Below are 19,572 nucleotides of genomic sequence, written 5' to 3' on the forward strand. Positions count from 1 at the left end.
GAGTGAGTTTTTTGAAGTGATGAAACTTTCGAGAATCAGAGGAATTTTCTTGTTTTCTGCAAGAGTTGAATGGCTCAAGGAGCTTTTTTGAGTTAGCCTCTCGGAAGAAAGATGAAATTTCGAGGTGACAAAAAGCGTCACATCAAATTTCCCTATTCTTCAATCGAGCCTGAGCGAACTCAACAAGCTTTTAATGGAGATAATCGGCTTAACGAGCTTTTTATCAGGCTAGCTCTTATGAGCCAACTCCTCGAGAAAAAGATAAAAATTCGAGGTGGCAAAAAGCGCCCCATCAATTTTTCCTATTTTCTTGCCAAGGCCAGCTTTTTTGAGTTAGCCTCTCGGAAGAAAGATGAAATTTCGAGGTGACAAAAAGCGTCACATCAAATTTCCCTATTCTTCAATCGAGCCTGAGCGAACTCAACAAGCTTTTAATAGAGCTAACCGGCTCAATGAGCTTTTTATGGAGGTGTTACTATCAAATGAAGAATGAACATATTGAGCACAAATTGGCTCTACTACCTAATCAACCAGGATGCTATTTGATGAAAGATAAGAATGGTACTATTATTTATGTTGGCAAGGCGAAAATTTTGAAAAATCGTGTGCGCTCTTATTTTCGAGGTAGCCATGATACGAAAACTGAACGTCTGGTTAGTGAAATTGCTGATTTTGAATATATTGTTACAGGGTCAAATATCGAAGCTTTGTTGCTGGAAATTAATTTGATTAAAAAAAATGATCCTAAATACAATATCATGTTAAAGGATGATAAAACCTATCCTTTTATTAAAATTACGAATGAAAAATATCCTAGATTATTGATTACTCGTAAAGTCTTAAAAGATAAAGCCACTTATTTTGGTCCTTATCCAGATGTTAAAGCTGCAAATGAAACGAAAAAGTTATTGGATAAATTATATCCGCTTCGTAAGTGTAAAGTTTTGCCTAATCGGGTTTGTTTATATTACCATTTGGGTCAATGCTTAGCGCCTTGTATCCAAGAAATTCCCAAAGAAACTTACACTGAAATGGTCGAAGAGATTAAACGTTTTTTAAATGGTGGTTATCAAGAAGTAAAACAAGAGATAGAAGAAAAAATGCAACAAGCTAGTCTTAATCTTGAATTTGAAAAAGCTGCTGAATTTAGAGATCAAATCAATTCTATTGTGACAACAATGGAGCAACAAAAGATGACAAGTGCCGACTTTGTTGATCGAGATGTTTTTGGTTATGCAGTTGATAAAGGCTGGATGTGTGTACAAGTATTTTTTGTTCGTCAAGGCAAATTAATTGAACGAGATGTTTCACTTTTCCCATTTTATAATGAACCAGAAGAAGACTTTTTAGCTTTTATTGGTCAGTTTTATCAAAAAAATCACCATTTTATTCCAAAAGAAATCTTAATCCCTAAAGATAGCGATGCTAAAAGCGTTGAAGCCTTAGTGACGGCGAATGTTCTGCAACCAAAACGTGGTCAGAAAAAAGAATTGGTTGAACTTGCTAATAAAAATGCAGCAGTCTCCTTATCCGAGAAATTCTCTTTAATTGAAAAGAAAGAAGAACGTACTTATGGAGCCGTTAAAAAGTTAGGTGATGCAATGAACATTCCCTTACCTAGCCGAATTGAAGCTTTTGATAACTCTAATACAATGGGTGTTGATCCAGTTTCAGCAATGGTTGTATTTCTAGATGGTCAACCAGCCAGAAATGAATATCGAAAATACAAAATTAAAACGGTTGTCGGGCCTGATGATTATGCTTCTATGCGTGAAGTAATCTATCGGCGGTATGCAAGAGTTTTGAAAGAAGACCTACCTTTGCCAGACTTAGTTGTTATTGATGGTGGAAAAGGGCAAGTTGACGCAGCTAGGGAAGTTTTAGAAAATCAGTTAGGCTTAGATATTCCAATTGCTGGCTTAGCTAAAGATAATAAACATCGAACAAGCGAATTATTATTTGGTCCAGAATTGCAAACTATTCCTTTGAAGCGAAATAGCCAGGAATTTTTCTTGCTACAACGAATTCAAGATGAAGTCCACCGTTTTGCAATCACGTTCCATCGTCAATTGCGAAACAAAAATAGCTTTGCTTCAAAATTAGATGGGATTGATGGACTTGGTCCTACACGTAAAAAAAATCTTTTAAAAGCTTTTAAGTCGATGAAAAATATTCAAGAGGCTAGTATTGAAGAGTTAAAAGCTATTGGCTTGCCTAAGAATGTTGCAGAAAATGTCTATGAGAAATTTAAGCAACCTGAATTAAATCCGGAATTAGATTCAGATAAATAAAAATGAAGCAGGAGTAAAGTCTTCTAATTTATGTCGATTTTATTCCTGTTTTTCTGTGTTTAAACCGTACATATTGGGCAAAGGTGTGAGAAAGAAATCAACCTTAAGACGGATGCTGAAATAGTTTGAATTACCTATTATTAATAGGGAAAGTACTTATCAAAAAATGAACTATTTAGCTAAGTTATTTGTATTCATCCTGTTTTTATAAAAAAAATTATATTCTTATAGGTTTCTTAACACAAGTGACAAAAATGTTAGGAAATCCTATGAATTTTCCTATAGGAAATCAATCGGATAAGTGTTAAAATGATTTGACACGTAATGGAAATGTAATATTTGAAATAATATTTAAGAGCAACCTAGGGGATATGTTTGATTAAAGTTAGTTTTTAGCAGTAGCTCTTGAGGTAGAGGGGTAATGATAAATACGTCACTAAATGCTCTTTTATCAAGCACCTATTTTCTAGTTGAGCCTAGAACAACTAGTTCAACATTTTATGATTGGAGGTTTTCAAAATGTTTGCCAAACTTCAAAAATTAAAAGAAAATCAAATTTTTATTTTTTGTGCTAAAACTGTTTTTTATTTTGTTGTATTACTAATTCTAGTTTACTTATATGATTATACTAACACAAATAGTGGGAATTTTATTTACAATGAATTCTAGATAAAAAAGGAGGGCCGCTGTTTTTACTTAAGTAAAACAGCAATTAATATGAAACAAACAATTATTCAACGCTTAAATGACCTAGCGATAGCAGATCCAACAGCGATCTGTTATGAAAAAGCAGGAAAGACATATACTTATTTAGATTTAAAAGAGCAGTCGGATCGGATTGCAGTCTACTTTCAATCAATTAATCTAACTCCAAAAAGTCCAATTTTAGTTTTTGGAGGGTTAGAATTTGAAATGGTGGCTACTTTTATTGGCGCTATCAAGGCAGGACATGCCTATATTCCTGTTGATAGCCACACTCCTTCTGAACGTTTAGAGCAAATTATAGCTATTGCTGAACCTGAGGTAGTTGTAACTTTATCTGAATTACCGCATCAACTAAGTGAAATGACTAAAGAAATAACAGCTGAAGAACTAGAGGGCATTAGACAAACTCCAACGCAGAAAGATCTTGATGCAAACATAGCCGTTAAAGGATCAGATAATTTTTATATTATCTTTACTTCTGGAACAACTGGAGCTCCAAAAGGCGTGCAAATCAGTCATGATAATTTGTTGAGCTTTAGTGAGTGGATGTTGTCAGATTTTGATTTAATAAAAGGACAACGTTTTTTAGCACAAGCTCCTTATTCTTTTGATTTATCGGTAATGGATCTGTATCCAGCTTTGTTATCAGGAGGAACTCTAGTGCCTTTAGAAAAAGAAATTACCAATAATTTCAAACAGTTATTTGAAGTTTTACCAACACTAAAAGTAAATGTTTGGGTTTCGACTCCTTCATTTATTGATATTTGCTTATTAGATAAGAACTTTTCTAGTGAAGAATATCCTGGTCTGACAACTTTCTTGTTCTGTGGTGAAGAATTAACCAATAGTACGGCGACGCTTTTAATGCAACGCTTCCCTAATGCGCAAATTTTTAATACCTATGGACCAACAGAAGCGACAGTTGCAGTCACACAAGTGCAAATCAAACCAGAGACACTTAGCAAATATTCTCGTTTACCAATTGGACGCGTAAAGTCAGACACAAAAATTATTTTAGTGGATGAAAACTTAAAAGAGGTCCCACCGGGTCAGGTTGGGGAAATGGTTATAACCGGTCCGAGTGTTTCGAAAGGGTATCTGAATAACCCTGAAAAAACAAATGCCGCATTTTATGAAATTGATGGTGTAGGAGCATATTTGACTGGGGATACTGGTAAATACGAAGGAGACTTATTATTTTATCAAGGTCGTCTTGATTTTCAAATTAAATTACATGGCTATCGGATTGAACTAGAAGACATTGATCACAATATTGAACAAGTTTCCTACGTTAAAGCTGCGACGGTTGTACCAAAATTAAAAGAGCATAAGGCGCATAGCTTAGTTGCCTATGTGGTGGCAGAGCCTCATGAATTTGAAAAAGAGTATCAATTGACAAATGCAATCAAAAAAGAACTAGCTCCGTTAATTATGGACTATATGATGCCAAACAAATGGATCTATGTAGATCAATTGCCTCTAACAAGTAATGGCAAGGTGGATCGTAAGGGTCTAATGAATGAGGTGAACAAATGATTCAACCATATGATGCTCCGTCTTACTTTATTATAATAGGTGCTTTGTTACTGCCAATTATTATTGGATTATTGCGTGGCAAACGTTACTTAGTCTATCAAAATATTGTCACACTAATCATGCTCTTTCTGACTTTTGGTGGAAAAAGTTGGCATCAAGGGATATCTATTATTATCTACTTGATCTGGCAATGGGCGCTTGTTTATAGCTATTTTAATTATCGCCAAAAAAAGAATGCTACCAATATATTTGTTGGTGCAGTACTTTTAGCCATTGCGCCATTAGCTATCGTTAAAATTGTCCCATTTACTTCAGGACATGTGTCAATTATTGGCTTTTTAGGTATTTCTTATTTAACATTCAAAGCTGTTCAAATGGTAATGGAAATCCGCGACGGTCTGATTAAAGAATTTGATCCAAAAATGTTTTTACAATTCTTACTATTTTTCCCAACAATTTCATCGGGACCAATTGATCGTTACCGTCGCTTTGAGAAAGATTTTAAACAACCTCCTGTAAAAGAAGAGTACATTGCCTTAATTAGCAAAGGTATTTGGATGATTATGTTAGGTTCATTATACAAATTTATCATTGCTCATTACATTGGAACTTTTGCCGTTCCCTATACTGAAAGATTAGCTTTAGATGTGGGAGGTTTTTCAATTAGTCTCTTAATGTATATGTATAGCTATAGCTTATATTTATTTTTTGACTTTGCCGGCTACAGTTTATTCGCAGTCGGGACTAGCTACCTGATGGGGATTCAAACACCAGTTAACTTTAATAAGCCTTTTTCAAGTCCAAACTTAAAAGAATTTTGGAATAGATGGCATATGAGTCTTTCATTCTGGTTTAGAGATTACGTTTTTATGCGCATGGTCTTTACTTTAATGAAGAAAAAAGTCTTTAAAAGTCGTATTACAGTTTCAAATATTGGGTACATGACTCTCTTTCTCTTAATGGGAATTTGGCATGGATTAACTTGGTTTTATATCGCTTATGGTTTATTTCATGGCGTAGCAATGTGTATCAATGATGCTTGGTTGCGCTATAAGAAAAAACATAAGAATTTACCAAGTAATTGGGCAACCAAGGCCCTGGCTATTTTTATTACCTTTAACACAGTTTGTTTTAGCTTTTTGATTTTCTCAGGTATTTTTGCTAAAATGCTTCATTAAAAGAGAAATCAAGTTAATAAATAAATCACTTAGAAAATGAAAGAAGGAATGAAACATGGATAAGAAAGCAGCATTATTAGATATTTTAGAAGATTTAACAGGTAGCGATGAAGCGCGTGAAAATATGGATGTAGCTTTATTTGATGAAGGATTATTAGATTCATTAGGAACGGTTCAGCTTTTAATTGAAATTGAATCAACTATGGGAATATCCGTACCTGTTTCTGAATTTGACCGTACAGAGTGGGCTACACCTAATTTGATTTTACAACAGTTAGAGAACATGTAATGACCATGAAACGCAAACTCTTTATGGCCGTTGGACCGCTTGTTGTAGCAGTGGTCGTGCTACTAGGGCTTTTATTTTTACCAGTTACCATTTTACCAACCGGCCAAAAACAAATTAACAATTCAGCAACAGCAATTAGTACGAATATTATGAAAGGTGAAAAAGTTTATCAAGCAGCGATGGAAGAAAAACGGATGATTCCATTTTTTGGCTCATCTGAGCTTTCGCGTTTTGATGCTTTTCATCCTTCTGTTTTAGCCGAAAAATATGATCGTAACTACACACCTTATTTAATCGGAAACGCGGGTTCACAATCATTGACACACTTTCTAGCTATGGAAGGGATGGGCGAAAGTCTAACCAATAAAAAAGCTGTTTTTATTATTTCTCCACAATGGTTTGTCAAAGGTGGAGCGCCAAGTATGATGTTTGATTCCCATTTTTCACCACTTCAAACATATGAATTTATTTTATCCGATGAAGTGGATAGTCCGCAAAGACGCTATGCAGCAGAACGTTTTTTAGAGTATAAAGCAGTTTGTTCTGATCAAAATATGGAAAAGATGCTCCATAAAATTGAAAAAGGCGAGTCAATCACTAAAGGACAAAAAGGTTATGCCAAGTTGAAACGACAAGTATTACGTAATGAAGATAAACTATTTGGCGCTTATGTATCTGGCAAAAATGCCAAAAAGGTGCAAAATCAGCTTAAGAATTTACCTAATACCTATGACAATGAGCAGCTAGATCAAAAAGCTTATGAAGTTGGGAAGAAATCAAGTACAAATAATCCTTACCAAATCAAAAATGGATTTTACAAGACTCGAATTCAACCAATCGAAGGAGAATTAGCTGGCTCACAGAAAACATTTGATTATGAATTCTCAAAAGAATTTTCAGATTTTCAAGTTGTTTTAGATAAAATGGAAGCGAACAATATGAATGTGCGTTTTGTGATTCCTCCAGTGAATCAAAAATGGCTAGAATATACAGGACTTTCACAAGAAATGTTGAATAACTTCTCGAAAAAAATTACCCATCAGTTAACTAGTCAAGGTTTTCAAGTAATAGACCTATCTGGTGACGGATCTGAGGACTACTTTATGCAGGATACGATTCATATTGGATGGCGTGGTTGGGTTGCCTTAGATAAGCAATTAGACCCCTTTTTATCAGCAGAGAAACCTGATAAATCCAAGATTACCTTAAATAATTATTTTCTATCTAAGGAATGGCAGGATTTACCAGCTAAAGATATTCCAACTAAATAAACTAAAAAAATCCCGCTAGCATGTTGAACTAGTGGGATTTTTTTGCCTTGGAACAAGAAGATATGATAAAATAAAGTGATTTAAGTGTCTGTTATCGGAAGTTTTTTTTAGTCAACTGAAAAGCTGATTTTATTGAATTAAGTCAGACATAGGAACACTATTTTATTTATATGAATCGTTATTTTAAAACGAAGAAATTAAAATTTATATTGATTTCTTTTTGAATCAAGCTTATGCTTTAAGGAGTACCAATGAATAAGTTTGTTGAATGGGGGAGAAGAACAATGTTGGAAGTCAAACATCTAAAGAAAACATTTGGAAATTTGACCGCAGTGGATGATTTATCATTCACAATTAAAGATGGAGAAATTTTAGGAATGATTGGTCAAAATGGAGCCGGAAAAACGACAACATTTAGATTGATTCTGAAATTCTTAACACAAGATTCGGGAGAAGTATTGTGGAATGGTCATCCATTAAAGAAAACAGATTATGATATTATTGGGTATTTACCTGAGGAACGTGGTCTTTATCCAAAGGTATCCATTGAAGATCAAATTTATTATTTTGCGCGCTTACGTGGAAAAAGTAAAAAAGAAATCAAGCCTCTTATTGATGGTTGGATGGAAAAATTTCAAGTAAAAGGCAAAAAAACAGATAAAGTAAAATCTTTATCTAAGGGAAATCAACAAAAAGTTCAATTAATTTGCACATTAATCCATGAACCTAAACTAGTTATTTTAGATGAACCCTTTAGTGGCTTAGATCCAGTCAATGCAGATTTATTACAAAAAGGCATTATTGAGTTACGTGAAAAAGGTTCTTGCGTTATATTCTCTAGTCACCAAATGGAGAATGTTGAGGAAATTTGTGATCATTTAGTCATGCTTCGAAATGGAGAAATGGTTCTAAATGGAAAAGTGAAAGATATCCGGGAGCAATTTGGCCGGACGAAAATCTTTATTGATTCAAAATTAAATCAGAATGAGCTGTTAGCGTTACCAGGTGTAAGTGAAGTTTCAACGACGACAGAAGGGTTATCTGTGCTGCATTTAACAGATCCTGCTTATGGGCAAGAAATTTTTAATATTGTGACAAAAGACGGCTATATCCCAACTTTTAGTCAAATGCCACCAACATTAGAAGAAATTTTCAAAATGAAAGCAGGTGACTTACATGAATAAATTTTGGATTATCGTCGGTGAAGTCTATAAGAAAAATGTAAAATCAGGGGCGTTTCTGTCAATGGTCTTATCGCCAGTTATTATTATAGCAGTTATTGGAATAGTAGCTTTCTTTGTTAATTCAAGTTCTGAAGTACCAAAAATTGCGATTGTATCTGATAATCAAGAGATTGTCCAATTGCTAAAAACAGACAAGAAGTCTTATAAAGTAAACGCGAAAATCACAACAACAGCAGATGCAGAAAAAGCGTTGAAAAAAGATGATATTGCTGGGTATTTAGTCATCAATGAGTCTAAATCGGCGATTACAGGCGAGTTTATTAAGACTCCCACAAGTGCTGATGTAGATACGACACTGATGCTACAAACATTAACAGCTCTTCAAACGAATCAAATTGCCTCCAATTTAGGTTTGAGTCAAGAAGAAGTAGGCTCTTTAACACAACCTGCGGATATCAAAGTGAAAACAATTAAGTTTGATGGAGATAAACAACAAACAAATAATGATACGGATACAATGATTAAAGTATTTGGTGCTTACTTTGTTAGTTTTGTGATCTATATGTTGATGATTTACTACTCAGCCATTATTGCACAAGAAATTGCTTCAGAAAAAGGCACCCGTATTATGGAAATTATTTTATCTAGCGTTTCTGCTACAGAACATTTCTTTGGAAAATTAGTTGGAATTTTATTAGTTTGTTTAACTCAAATCGTTGCCTATATTGTGATGGGTACCATTGCTTATCGATTTGGTAAGTCACTTGATTTTGTTCAGAATTTAATGAACGGTATTGATTTGGTTGAAATTCTAAAAGGGTTAATTAGTTACTCATTGATTTTCTTTATTTTAGGAATGCTATTGTATTCTGTTCTTTCAGCCTTCTTAGGTTCGTTAGTATCCAAAGTAGAAGAAGCTAGTAAAGCTGTAACACCATTAACTTTTGTCATTATGATTGGTTTTTTTGCTGGAATTTATGGAATGAGTTCACCCAATGCGCCGTTAGTTAAAATCGGCTCATATGTGCCCCTATTTACTCCTTTTATAATGCCATTTAGAATTGCAAATGATACAGTTAGTTCAGGCGGTGTCCTGACATCAATTTTGATTACTTTTGTCTTTACTGGCGTTGTAACCTATCTGTCATTGATGATGTACCGCTCAAACGTATTAGTCTACTCAGATACAGGTTTATTTAAAACCATGAAAAATTCTTGGGTGATTATGCGAAATGAACGAACTAAAAAATAAACTAAATAAAAATCTTACTTCAAGCTAGATTTAGCTGAAGTAAGATTTTTTATTATTTTTTCTTTTTATTGTGACGAGAAGAACGAGATGGAAGCGAGTCGAAAATGGATAACTCTTCTTCTTCAATCGGAGCCGCTTCATTATTGATATCACTAAATACTTGGCTTAGTGCATCGAATTCATGCAAGGCTTCTTCAGCTGTTAAATGTTCAGTTGGAATTGTTGGTTCAACAATAACAGAATCAGAGTGTTCTAAATCTGAAAATGTTTCATCAGCAAGAGTCTCCGTTAAATCATCAAAAATAGCAGGTTCTACTTCAATAAATGGTGGAATCGATTCAATCACAATGATGTCTTCTTCTTCGTCATCAAGTTCTTTTTCTTCCAAAGGCAATTCTTCTGTTTCCTCAGGAAGTGAATTTTCTTCTAAATCAGCCTCTTTAACCTCAAGTTCAGGATAATTTATTTCTTCATTATCTAATTCCTGAGTTTTGTTAAATTCTTGGAAATCAGGAAAACTAGCGATTTCTTCAGGTTCATCTTCAGAAAATTCTGGTTCATCGATGATTTTTTTAGATAAATCGAGTTCTTGATACTCAGCTTCTAATTCTTCATCAGATAAATAGTCCTCGCTTAAAACGACTGTTTCTAAAGGTTGATCAATTGAGACAGGTTCTTTAGCATCCCATTGCAACGTGATCGTAACAGTTTTTGTTCGAAGATTGATTTCTGATAAAGCTTCAGCATACAATTCTTGCAACATTTGCATCTGTTCTGCTAGGAATCCAGCTTCTAAACTAAAATTAGGGTTGTGTTGTTCCATCCTTTTAGTGACAGTGGGTCCAGTCAAGGTAAATAATTTTTGGTGTTTTTTTTCTTTAATTAAAACTAAATCACCAAAACAGGCTTTTTTATAAAATAGTACTAAATCAGAATAATTTGCAACTGGATATTGACGAGCTAATTCTTTTCCAGCCCAGTATAAAATTTCGTTCGTTTCTTTCCCTAGTAGATTAGGTATGAGACTATCACGAATTAACTCATACCCAAACATGGAGATAGAGCCTGTTAAGTTTTCTAAATCAATTGGTTTTGCTTGTTCTTCATTTTTCATTCAAGTCACCTCATTTTGTCTTCTTTTCTATTATAACGTGAAACGCTTAGGAAGCCTATCTTTTTTAATTTCCTTAATAAAATCTAAAGACAATTTAGTAAGAAAAATGTAAAAGATTGACCTAGGACTTGAATTTTGGTTGAAAAAAAGCGAAAATAGAACTAGTATCAAATTAGTGATCATTAAATGAATTTAAAAAATGAGGGTAGTTTATGGAAAAACAAGCAATCGGCTTTATTGATTCTGGAGTAGGCGGTCTAACAGTTGTTAAAGAAGCGATGCGTCAACTACCAAATGAATCTATTTATTATGTTGGGGATACCGCACGTTGTCCATATGGTCCGAGACCAGAAGCACAGGTTCGTCAATTTACGTGGGAAATGACTCATTTTTTATTAGATAAAGATATAAAAATGCTAGTGATTGCCTGCAATACAGCAACTGCAGCAGCACTAGAAGATATTAAAAAGAAATTGGCAATTCCTGTTATTGGAGTGATTTTACCAGGAAGTCGAGCAGCTATTAAAGCGACGAATACGAATGCAATTGGGGTAATTGGAACAGCAGGGACAGTCAAGAGTGATATGTATCGTCAAATGATTCGCTCGAAGGATCGTTTGGCACAAGTATCTAGTTTAGCTTGTCCAAAGTTTGTTCCTATTGTTGAAAGTCATAAATACAATAGTGCCATTGCCAAAAAAGTTGTGGCAGAAACGTTAAAACCTATGCAGAAACAGGGAGTAGATACTTTGATTTTAGGGTGTACCCATTACCCTCTACTACGTCCAATTATTCAAAACGTGATGGGTTCTAAAGTCACATTGATTGATTCTGGAGCAGAGACGGTTAGTGAAGTTAGTACAATTTTAGACTATTTTGCAATTGCGGAAGATAGTAAAAGTAAGCTAGTTTCAGAACGTCATTTTTATACGACAGGTTCGGCACAGATGTTCAAAGAAATCGGTTCAGAATGGCTTAATTTACCTGATATGCAAGTCGAACAAATCAAACTTGGCAATGACTAAAACGAAAAGAGGAGTCAATGAAATGCGCAGTGATGGAAGAGAGTATGACGAAGGTCGTAAAGTAACAATTGAAACCAATTATTTAAAACATCCAGAAGGGTCCGTTTTAATTTCAGTAGGGGACACCAAGGTAATTTGTAATGCAACTCTTGAAACCAGAGTACCGCCTTTTATGCGTGGTGAAGGTCGTGGTTGGGTAAATGCTGAGTATAGCATGTTGCCTCGAGCTACGGAGTCTAGATCTATTCGTGAATCGGCCAAAGGCAAGGTTAAAGGGAGAACAATGGAAATTCAACGTCTCATTGCTCGCTCATTACGCTCTGTTGTTGATTTAGAAGTATTAGGTGAGCGTTCGATTACAGTTGATTGTGATGTTATCCAAGCTGATGGTGGCACAAGAACGGCTAGTATTACTGGTGCATTCGTGGCACTAAAATTAGCGATTCAAACCTTGCTAGACTCAGGTGAATTAACACAAGACCCAATTAAAGAAAATTTGGCGGCAATTAGTGTTGGAATACTTCCATCAGGTGAGGCTGTTTTAGATTTGAACTATCCAGAAGATAGCTCGGCTTTAGTTGATATGAATCTAGTTATGACAGCTTCTGGACGGTTTGTTGAAATTCAAGGAACAGGGGAAGAAGCGACTTTTTCGGCTGAAGAACTAAACCAGATGCTAGCATTAGGGAAAAATGGAATTGCCACTTTGATTGAACTTCAAAATAGTGTGATCAAGGATACTGCTTCACCAGTAAAGCGACATGCAGAAATTCCAACCAATGAAATTTTAGTTGCAACGAATAATCCTGGAAAAGCACGGGAATTTGAAGCCTTATTTGCCAAAAAAGGCTGGCAAGTCAAAACATTATTAGACTACCCTGAAATTCCTGAAGTTGAAGAAACTGGAACAACGTTTGCTGAAAATGCCTTGTTGAAAGCTGAAACAATTGCGAAGAAACTAAATATGCTTGTTTTAGCAGATGATTCTGGGTTGAAAGTAGACGCACTTGATGGGCAACCGGGAGTGTATTCCGCACGGTTTGCTGGTGAACCTAAAAGTGATGCAGCAAACAATGCAAAGTTACTTCATGAACTGAGTTCAACAAAACCAGAAGATAAGACAGCACAATTTCATTGCACACTGGCATTAGCGATGCCTGGTAAAGAAAGTCTGGTTGTATCTGGCGAAGTAGCGGGCTTAATTATCGCTATACCTCGTGGGGAAAACGGATTTGGTTATGATCCATTGTTCTATTTGCCAGAAAAAGAAAAAACAATGGCAGAGCTTACGAGTGATGAAAAAAATAAACTAAGCCATCGGGCGATAGCTTTACAGAATTTAAAAAAAGTTTGGGATACTTGGATTGAAACAAAAGAATAAAACGAGGTGAAATAAATGAAAGTTTTAGTTGTCAGTGACAATCATGGAGATCGTGATGTATTGGTTGATTTAATTAACACTTATGAAGGTAAAGTAGATAGATTTTTTCATTGTGGTGATTCAGAATTAGAAGCAACAGATTCAGTTTGGGATACAATGCTTACCGTTCGAGGAAATTGTGATTATGATTCAGCATATCCCGATACGAGAGTAACAAAAGTTGGATCCGAAACAATTTTACAAGTTCATGGACATTTACATGATGTCAAATTTACAATGAACACCTTATTGTATACAGCTAAGGAAGTTGGAGCTAATTTTGCTTTCTTTGGGCACACCCACGAACTAGCTGTAGAATATGTCGATGGTATTTTGTTTTTAAATCCAGGGAGTATTCGCTTACCTAGAGGGCAATATGCGAGTATCAAAACGTATGCGATTGTTGAGACAACTCCAGAAGAAATTGATGTTACCTATTATGACCCAACCCATAAACCTGTTGGCGGACTTAATTTTAAATTTAACCGTTAAACCATACGAATTTCTAAAACAAGCTAAGAAACTTGTTTTAGAAATTCGTATTTTTTTTGTGCAGAAAAACAAATACAATCTAAAAAACTATGGTATGTCCTTAAAAAACTATAAAATGTTTATATAGAAAACCCTTTACGTTTGTTATGCTAAATAAGGTAAGGAATAAAATGAAAGGAGACCGTGTTGCATTAAGTTGAAAATTAACATAAAAAGGAGAGTTGCATTTTGTCTATTAAAAAATCAATTTTACGTTCACTTATAACTGTAAGCGCTTTATGTTCTTTAGCTATTATACTACCTTTAGAAGAATCTGTGACAGCTGTTGGAACTTCACAAGAGAGCCCTACTGAGGTAGCAAGCACGAGTATTCCTGAAATAAAAGAAGCACCATATGCTTCACATTTTTTCCCAAAAGAGCTATTGAAGTGGTCACCGGAGACAGATGCTAATGCTAGTCACAATAGATCAAATGTACCTTTAGCAAAACGGGTGCAAGGATCGAAAACAAATCAAGATCAAAGTACGGAAGCAAAGGTAGTTTCATTGGCTATTACAAATCGAAACACCAGTGGAACACCCTCACAAGGAAGTTCAGATAAAGCCGTTTATAACTTTAGCTATTGGCAATATATTGACACGATGGTTGCTTGGGCGGGGTCCGCAGGTGAAGGCATTATCGTTCCACCAAGTGGGGATGTTATTGACTCTGCTCATCGCAATGGAGTTCCAGTTTTAGGAACGGTCTTTTTTCCACCGGCAGCTTATGGTGGAAAGTCAGAATGGGTGCAACAATTTGTTGAAAAAGATGAAAATGGTCGTTTTATTGTAGCAGACAAATTATTAGAATTAGCTGATTATTATGGTTTTGATGGTTGGTTTATTAATCAAGAAACTCAAACAGATCCAGCAACAGCAAAATCTATGAAAGAATTACTCCTTTATTTACAAGAGCATAAAAAAGCCGAAATGGATATCATGTGGTACGACTCGATGTTAGAAAACGGGTCTATTTCATGGCAAGGAGCATTAAATGATAAAAATTCAGCTTACTTTCAAACAGGCGATACACGCGTTTCAGATACAATGTTTTTAGATTTTAATTGGAAAAACACATTGAGCAAAATTTCTAAGTCAGCTGAAGCTGCCAAGGATTTGAATCGTTCGCCTTATGATTTGTTTGCGGGAATCGATGTTCAAGCACAAGGTTTTAATTCTAGACCTAAGCCGAGTGCGATTGTTGAAAATGGCAAACCTATCGTATCACTGGGATTATATTGCCCAGATTGGACACTGCGTGATGGTGCCAATTATGATGTAACAAAATATTGGCAAAACGAAGAAAAATTTTGGGTAAATGCAGCTGGAGATCCGCGAGATACAACTTTAGGTGCTAATGAATGGCAAGGTATTTCTCGTTATTTTGTTGAAAAATCCCCAGTTACAAGTTTACCTTTTGTTACGAATTTTAATGTCGGAAATGGAGATAATGTTTATCAAAATGGTGAATTAGTCAAAGAGGGAACATTTAATAATCGGAGTTTGCAAGATATTATGCCAACTTATCGCTGGATTGTTGCAAATGAAGGCAATCAATTAATGCCCTCAGTTGATTATAGTACAGCTTATAATGGCGGCTCATCAATTGCTTTAACAGGATCTACAACAGTAGGTGGCACTTCAACAGTTAAACTGTATAAGAGCGAATTGGCATTGACTGGGAAAGAAAGTGGAACGATTCTTTATCAAGGAGAAGCGGAATTAGAATTGGTTTTAGGTTTTAAAGATAAACCAGAGGAAATGGTGTCATTAGTTGGAGAAACAACAACCGTTGGAGACTGGAAAAAAGTTGAAGTTGCGCTGGATGCTTATCAAAATAAAACAGTGGATACGATTTCTGTAAAAGTAAAAGGAACGACAGCGAATCCATCTACCAAAATAGCGCTTGGACAAATCGCTATTGCTGAAAATAAAACTTCATTGGTTAGCCCAGTTAAAAATGTTACGATTTCAGGGCAAAGCATTGAAGAGGATCTTTTTGCTAATTTACGCTTAAACTGGGAATCAGCAGCTGAAAATACAACTAACTATAGAATCTACAGGGTGGATCAAGCTGGCGCAAGACATTATGAAGGCACGAGTGGCAATCAATCGTATTATGTTAGTGGTCAAAAACGTCCAGCTGATAATATCTTACGCTATCAAATTGTTCCAGTTGATAATCAACAAAATGAATATAGTGAACAAGCGGGTGAGATTGAATTTAATTTTCCTGAATTACAGGCACCGTTAGCTAATTTTTCTGCCAGTAAATCATTTATTAAAGTAGGCGAAGAAATTACGTTAACGAGTCACTCAGCTCTATCAGCGGAGAAATTAGAATGGTTAATTGAAGGTGGGACACCTGAAAATGCTGAGGGAGAAACAGTGAAAACTAGTTTTTCGAAGGCAGGAACTTATACGGTTCGTCTAACTGCAAGTAACCAAGCAGGAGCCAATGAAGCAATCAAAGAAAATTATATTACGGTTTACGATGAGACATTTACTGAACCATTGGTAAACTTATCTCTAAGTGCTGTAGATACCGACTCATCTGGTTATACAAATCAAAATGAAACGCCTATGCAAGCCTTAGATGGTGACTTATTAACGAAGTGGTGTGATAATGCGAATGATCAGCCATGGATGAGCGTCGATTTAGGACGAGAAGTTTCGCTAACCAGTTTTAAACTTTTTCATGCAGAAGCCGGCGGTGAAAATGCAGAATGGAATACAAGAGATTACGAAATATTGGTAAGCCATGATAATAAAAATTGGACTCAAGTCGTTCATCAAGACAAAAATACTAAAGGCATAACCGAAGATTCAATTCCCTTAACAGAAGCGCGTTATGTGAAATTGAAATTAAATAAAGCGGAGCAAACTGGTAAAGTGGCTCGAATCTATGATTTTGAAATTTTAGGATATGATAAAACAGGTATCGAAGTTGGCAAAAATCAAGCAGCTTTGAGCGAATTACGCTCGCTTTACTATCAAACCAATGTTAATGAGGCAGACTATACGGCAGATAGCTTTGCTAATTTAGTAGCGGCGCGTCTAGCAGTTAAAGATGTGTTAGATAAGGAAGCTCCTAACTTAGATGAGATTGAAACAACTAAACAACAACTAAAAGGAGCTTTTGATTCCTTAGTAACAGTCAAAGACTCCGCTCGCTTAACTTTAGAAAATGAAATCAATGCAGCGAAAAAAATAGAGGGAACTCTTTATACTGAAGCTAGCTTTGAACGATTTACGAGTGAAATTGAAAAAGCAGAGCTATTGCTTATACAATCTGATACTACAATCGACGCATTAGTTGTACAAATTAAGCAACTACAAGAAGCAAAAATCAACTTAGTTTTAAAGACAGATCAGCTTGAACAAACTCGAAATGAATTGTTAAATTTGATTGTCGAAGCTAAGAAAATTCAACCAGAAGACTACACGGCTGAAAGTTATCAAGAGTTAACTAAAAGTATCCAAACAGCAGAAGAGTTAGCTAATAATGAAGTAGCTTCATTATCAATGCTGGAAATAGCTAAGTTTCAGCTAACCAAAACAATGAATAGTTTAGTTACTCTTGAAGCAGATAAACTAGCGAAAACCCGCCAAGAATTAGAAGAATTTTTACAATCTATCGAGCTGTTAAATACCGATAATTATACTCCAGAAAGTTTGGCTATCTTGTTTGAAAACATAAAAATAGCCAAAGAGAATTTGCAAAAAAATGAGTTAACTGTAGAGATGATTCAAGCAGATAAGGAAAAAATATCCCAATCATTAGCTGAGTTAGTTCCAAGTGAATCAGCAATCCTTGAAAAAGCCATCGAGGAGTTGCAAGCCAATCAAAAAATTGCTAAAGCATTAAATGAAAAAGAATATACAGTTGCAACTTATCAAAAAGTAAAGGAAGCCCTTGAATCAGCAGAGGTTATTTTAGAGCAACCAAATGGTAAATTGCAAGATATTGAATTAAGTAATGTGACATTAATTCAGGCAATGAACAACTTGAAAACAGTTAAAGAAGAAGCGAAAGAAGTTGCACTGCAAAAGTTAATTGATTATGTACAGGCATTAGAAGCCTTAAATGAGTTGAATTACACGTCAGATTCTTTTGCGAAAGTTACTGAGCAAATTAAGTTAGCTAAACAAGTAATAGAAAATCCAATGGTTACTTTAGAAGAATTAGAAGAAACGTTAGGAAATTTGGAAAACAGTGTTAATCAACTTATTTCACTTGAAGAAGCAACACTAACCGAAGCACGTGAAAAACTAACAAAGTTGTTGGAAACAGCGAAAGCGATAGTTGCTAGCGACTATACTACGGACAGCTATAGTGTTTTAACGAAAGCGATGGAAGAGGCTACTGGATTATTATTTTTACGTAAGCCAGCAACTTTAGCTGAAATAGAAGGAGCACATTTAAATCTAGCAACAGCAATTGATCAATTAGTGACACAAGAATCAGTAGATAGAAACGCTTTAAAAATTCAAATTACTGAGCTACTAACAAAAGCTAAAGAGGCCATTTCCAGTGGAAAATATAATGAATTATCTAGTCAAAAATTAGTACAAGTAGTAAATCAAGTCGAAGGAGTGGTAGCTGATCCAGTTGCTACAATCGAAAATTTGGTGGCTGCAAAAACCAATCTAACCAATGCTATCAATGAATTGGTGTTAAAAGAAGAAGTTCCAGCCGAAGTTCCAGCTACTAAACCAGAAAAAGAAACATTAATTCCAAAGGGAACAAATCCAAAAGAACAAGTAGTATCTACGGGAAATCAAGGAAAGTCTGAATTTCCTCAAACAGGTGAAGCGAATCAAATTAATCGTGGAGCAGTGGGAATTGTTAGTTTGTTCGTTAGCTTTTTCATATTAACGAGTAAAATTTGGAAAAGAGTCGTTTAATTTTTTTAATGAAAGCAGTGTAATTAAGACAATAGAACTTGATTGCACTGCTTTATATTTATTATAAATGATCGTTACATAGTTAAAGCCAATAAAAATCATTAAACTTTTATTAAAATGAAATTTTTAGTATATTTAACTACTTTTTTTCTAAAAGATAACGTAAAATAGAGAAGTGGTAGAATTACTGAACCAATGAGCTCCTTGGAGTAAAGAGGTTATTTCGAGGTGGAAAAGAACGCCACATTAAATTTCTCTATTTTTCATTCAATGCGAGCGAGATTAACAAGCTTTTTAATGGGCCTGCTCATCGAGAAAAAGATAAAAATTCGAAATGGTAGAAAACGCCATATCAATTTTTCCTATTTTCTTGCCGGAGTTAACCGGCTTAACGAGCTTTTTATCAGGCTAGCTTTCATGAGCCAGTCCTTCGAGAAAAAGATAAAAATTCGAGATGGCAAAAAGCGCCATATCAATTTTTCTTATTTTCTTGCCAGGCCTAACCGGCTCAACGAGCTTTTTATCAGGCTAGCTCTTATGAGCCAGTCCTTCGAGAAAAAGATAAAAATTCGAGATGGCAAAAAGCGCCATATCAATTTTTCCTATTTTCTTGCCAGGCCTAACCGGCTCAACGAGCTTTTTATCAGGCTAGCTCTTATGAGCCAGTCCTTCGAGAAAAAGATAAAAATTCGAGATGGCAAAAAGCGCCATATCAATTTTTCCTATTTTCTTGCCAGGCCTAACCGGCTCAACGAGCTTTTTATCAGGCTAGCTCTTATGAGTCAGCCTCTCGGAAAAAAGATGTAATTTCGAGGTGGCAAAAAGCGCCACATCAAATTCCCCTATTTTTCTGCCGAGGGTAGACAAA

At 35.2% G+C, this 19,572-nt stretch carries 14 protein-coding genes; 13 read left to right on the plus strand and 1 reads right to left on the minus strand.

Features of this window, described 5'->3' with window-relative positions; all coding sequences use genetic code 11:
• Positions 1-482 precede the first annotated feature (482 nt).
• From uvrC to BR77_RS00795, 8 genes are all read left to right on the plus strand, one after another.
• Positions 483-2,291: an excinuclease ABC subunit UvrC gene (uvrC, locus tag BR77_RS00760; protein ID WP_010054038.1), complete on the plus strand. Its 1,809-nt coding sequence runs from the start codon at positions 483-485 to the stop codon at positions 2,289-2,291.
• Positions 2,292-2,810: 519 nt separating this feature from the next.
• Positions 2,811-2,960, plus strand: a complete 150-nt coding sequence (locus tag BR77_RS00765) for a teichoic acid D-Ala incorporation-associated protein DltX (RefSeq protein WP_010054039.1) — start codon at positions 2,811-2,813, stop codon at positions 2,958-2,960.
• 48 nt (positions 2,961-3,008) lie between these two features.
• A complete protein-coding gene (gene dltA, locus BR77_RS00770; RefSeq protein ID WP_015076816.1) occupies positions 3,009-4,532 on the plus strand; it encodes a D-alanine--poly(phosphoribitol) ligase subunit DltA in 1,524 nt (507 codons plus the stop codon).
• A complete protein-coding gene (gene dltB / locus BR77_RS00775) occupies positions 4,529-5,710 on the plus strand; it encodes a D-alanyl-lipoteichoic acid biosynthesis protein DltB (RefSeq protein ID WP_010054043.1) in 1,182 nt (393 codons plus the stop codon). Before dltA ends, dltB begins: the two co-directional genes overlap by 4 nt.
• A gap of 55 nt (positions 5,711-5,765) precedes the next feature.
• Entirely contained in the window at positions 5,766-5,999 is a 234-nt protein-coding gene (gene dltC / locus BR77_RS00780) for a D-alanine--poly(phosphoribitol) ligase subunit DltC (RefSeq protein WP_010054045.1), read from the plus strand.
• Positions 5,999-7,270, plus strand: coding sequence for a D-alanyl-lipoteichoic acid biosynthesis protein DltD (gene dltD / locus BR77_RS00785; RefSeq protein ID WP_010054046.1), 1,272 nt, complete (start codon positions 5,999-6,001; stop codon positions 7,268-7,270). The genes dltC and dltD overlap by 1 nt, the downstream gene beginning before the upstream one ends.
• A 284-nt stretch (positions 7,271-7,554) precedes the next feature.
• Positions 7,555-8,454 (plus strand): ABC transporter ATP-binding protein, encoded by a 900-nt coding sequence (locus BR77_RS00790; RefSeq protein ID WP_010054047.1) that lies wholly within the window; start codon positions 7,555-7,557, stop codon positions 8,452-8,454.
• Positions 8,447-9,706 carry an ABC transporter permease gene (locus BR77_RS00795; protein WP_015076814.1) on the plus strand — a complete coding sequence of 420 codons (1,260 nt, stop codon included), beginning with the start codon at positions 8,447-8,449 and terminating at the stop codon, positions 9,704-9,706. The genes BR77_RS00790 and BR77_RS00795 overlap by 8 nt, the downstream gene beginning before the upstream one ends.
• Before the next feature lie 52 nt (positions 9,707-9,758).
• Here the strand turns inward: BR77_RS00795 and BR77_RS18525 are convergent, their stop codons facing one another.
• Positions 9,759-10,820 carry a YslB family protein gene (locus BR77_RS18525; RefSeq protein WP_016356508.1) on the minus strand — a complete coding sequence of 354 codons (1,062 nt, stop codon included), beginning with the start codon at positions 10,818-10,820 and terminating at the stop codon, positions 9,759-9,761.
• A gap of 212 nt (positions 10,821-11,032) precedes the next feature.
• Between BR77_RS18525 and racE the strand changes: the two genes are divergently transcribed.
• The 5 genes from racE (at position 11,033) to BR77_RS19360 (ending at position 19,511) form a co-directional block, all read left to right on the plus strand.
• Positions 11,033-11,845: a glutamate racemase gene (gene racE / locus BR77_RS00805; protein ID WP_010049681.1), complete on the plus strand. Its 813-nt coding sequence runs from the start codon at positions 11,033-11,035 to the stop codon at positions 11,843-11,845.
• Between the two features lie 22 nt (positions 11,846-11,867).
• Complete coding sequence (rph, locus tag BR77_RS00810; protein WP_016356507.1) at positions 11,868-13,226, plus strand: ribonuclease PH; 1,359 nt, start codon at positions 11,868-11,870, stop codon at positions 13,224-13,226.
• A 15-nt stretch (positions 13,227-13,241) separates the two neighbouring features.
• Positions 13,242-13,757 carry a metallophosphoesterase gene (locus tag BR77_RS00815; RefSeq protein ID WP_015076810.1) on the plus strand — a complete coding sequence of 172 codons (516 nt, stop codon included), beginning with the start codon at positions 13,242-13,244 and terminating at the stop codon, positions 13,755-13,757.
• Between the two features lie 228 nt (positions 13,758-13,985).
• Positions 13,986-18,704, plus strand: coding sequence for an endo-beta-N-acetylglucosaminidase (locus BR77_RS00820; RefSeq protein WP_035063730.1), 4,719 nt, complete (start codon positions 13,986-13,988; stop codon positions 18,702-18,704).
• Positions 18,705-18,932: 228 nt separating this feature from the next.
• The gene (locus BR77_RS19360; RefSeq protein ID WP_015076806.1) at positions 18,933-19,511 is read left to right on the plus strand and encodes a hypothetical protein; all 579 of its coding nucleotides are present in this window, start codon (positions 18,933-18,935) and stop codon (positions 19,509-19,511) included.
• Positions 19,512-19,572: the final 61 nt, after the last annotated feature.

Source organism: Carnobacterium maltaromaticum DSM 20342, assembly GCF_000744945.1.
GTDB lineage: Bacteria > Bacillota > Bacilli > Lactobacillales > Carnobacteriaceae > Carnobacterium > Carnobacterium maltaromaticum.

What these genes read in the sequence shown, in the direction of transcription:
- uvrC (WP_010054038.1), top strand. Translation starts at nt 483, where the DNA reads ATGAAGAATGAACATATTGAGCACAAATTGGCTCTACTACCTAATCAA.
- BR77_RS00765 (WP_010054039.1), top strand. Translation starts at nt 2,811, where the DNA reads ATGTTTGCCAAACTTCAAAAATTAAAAGAAAATCAAATTTTTATTTTT.
- dltA (WP_015076816.1), top strand. Translation starts at nt 3,009, where the DNA reads ATGAAACAAACAATTATTCAACGCTTAAATGACCTAGCGATAGCAGAT.
- dltB (WP_010054043.1), top strand. Translation starts at nt 4,529, where the DNA reads ATGATTCAACCATATGATGCTCCGTCTTACTTTATTATAATAGGTGCT.
- dltC (WP_010054045.1), top strand. Translation starts at nt 5,766, where the DNA reads ATGGATAAGAAAGCAGCATTATTAGATATTTTAGAAGATTTAACAGGT.
- dltD (WP_010054046.1), top strand. Translation starts at nt 5,999, where the DNA reads ATGACCATGAAACGCAAACTCTTTATGGCCGTTGGACCGCTTGTTGTA.
- BR77_RS00790 (WP_010054047.1), top strand. Translation starts at nt 7,555, where the DNA reads ATGTTGGAAGTCAAACATCTAAAGAAAACATTTGGAAATTTGACCGCA.
- BR77_RS00795 (WP_015076814.1), top strand. Translation starts at nt 8,447, where the DNA reads ATGAATAAATTTTGGATTATCGTCGGTGAAGTCTATAAGAAAAATGTA.
- BR77_RS18525 (WP_016356508.1), bottom strand. Translation starts at nt 10,820, where the DNA reads ATGAAAAATGAAGAACAAGCAAAACCAATTGATTTAGAAAACTTAACA.
- racE (WP_010049681.1), top strand. Translation starts at nt 11,033, where the DNA reads ATGGAAAAACAAGCAATCGGCTTTATTGATTCTGGAGTAGGCGGTCTA.
- rph (WP_016356507.1), top strand. Translation starts at nt 11,868, where the DNA reads ATGCGCAGTGATGGAAGAGAGTATGACGAAGGTCGTAAAGTAACAATT.
- BR77_RS00815 (WP_015076810.1), top strand. Translation starts at nt 13,242, where the DNA reads ATGAAAGTTTTAGTTGTCAGTGACAATCATGGAGATCGTGATGTATTG.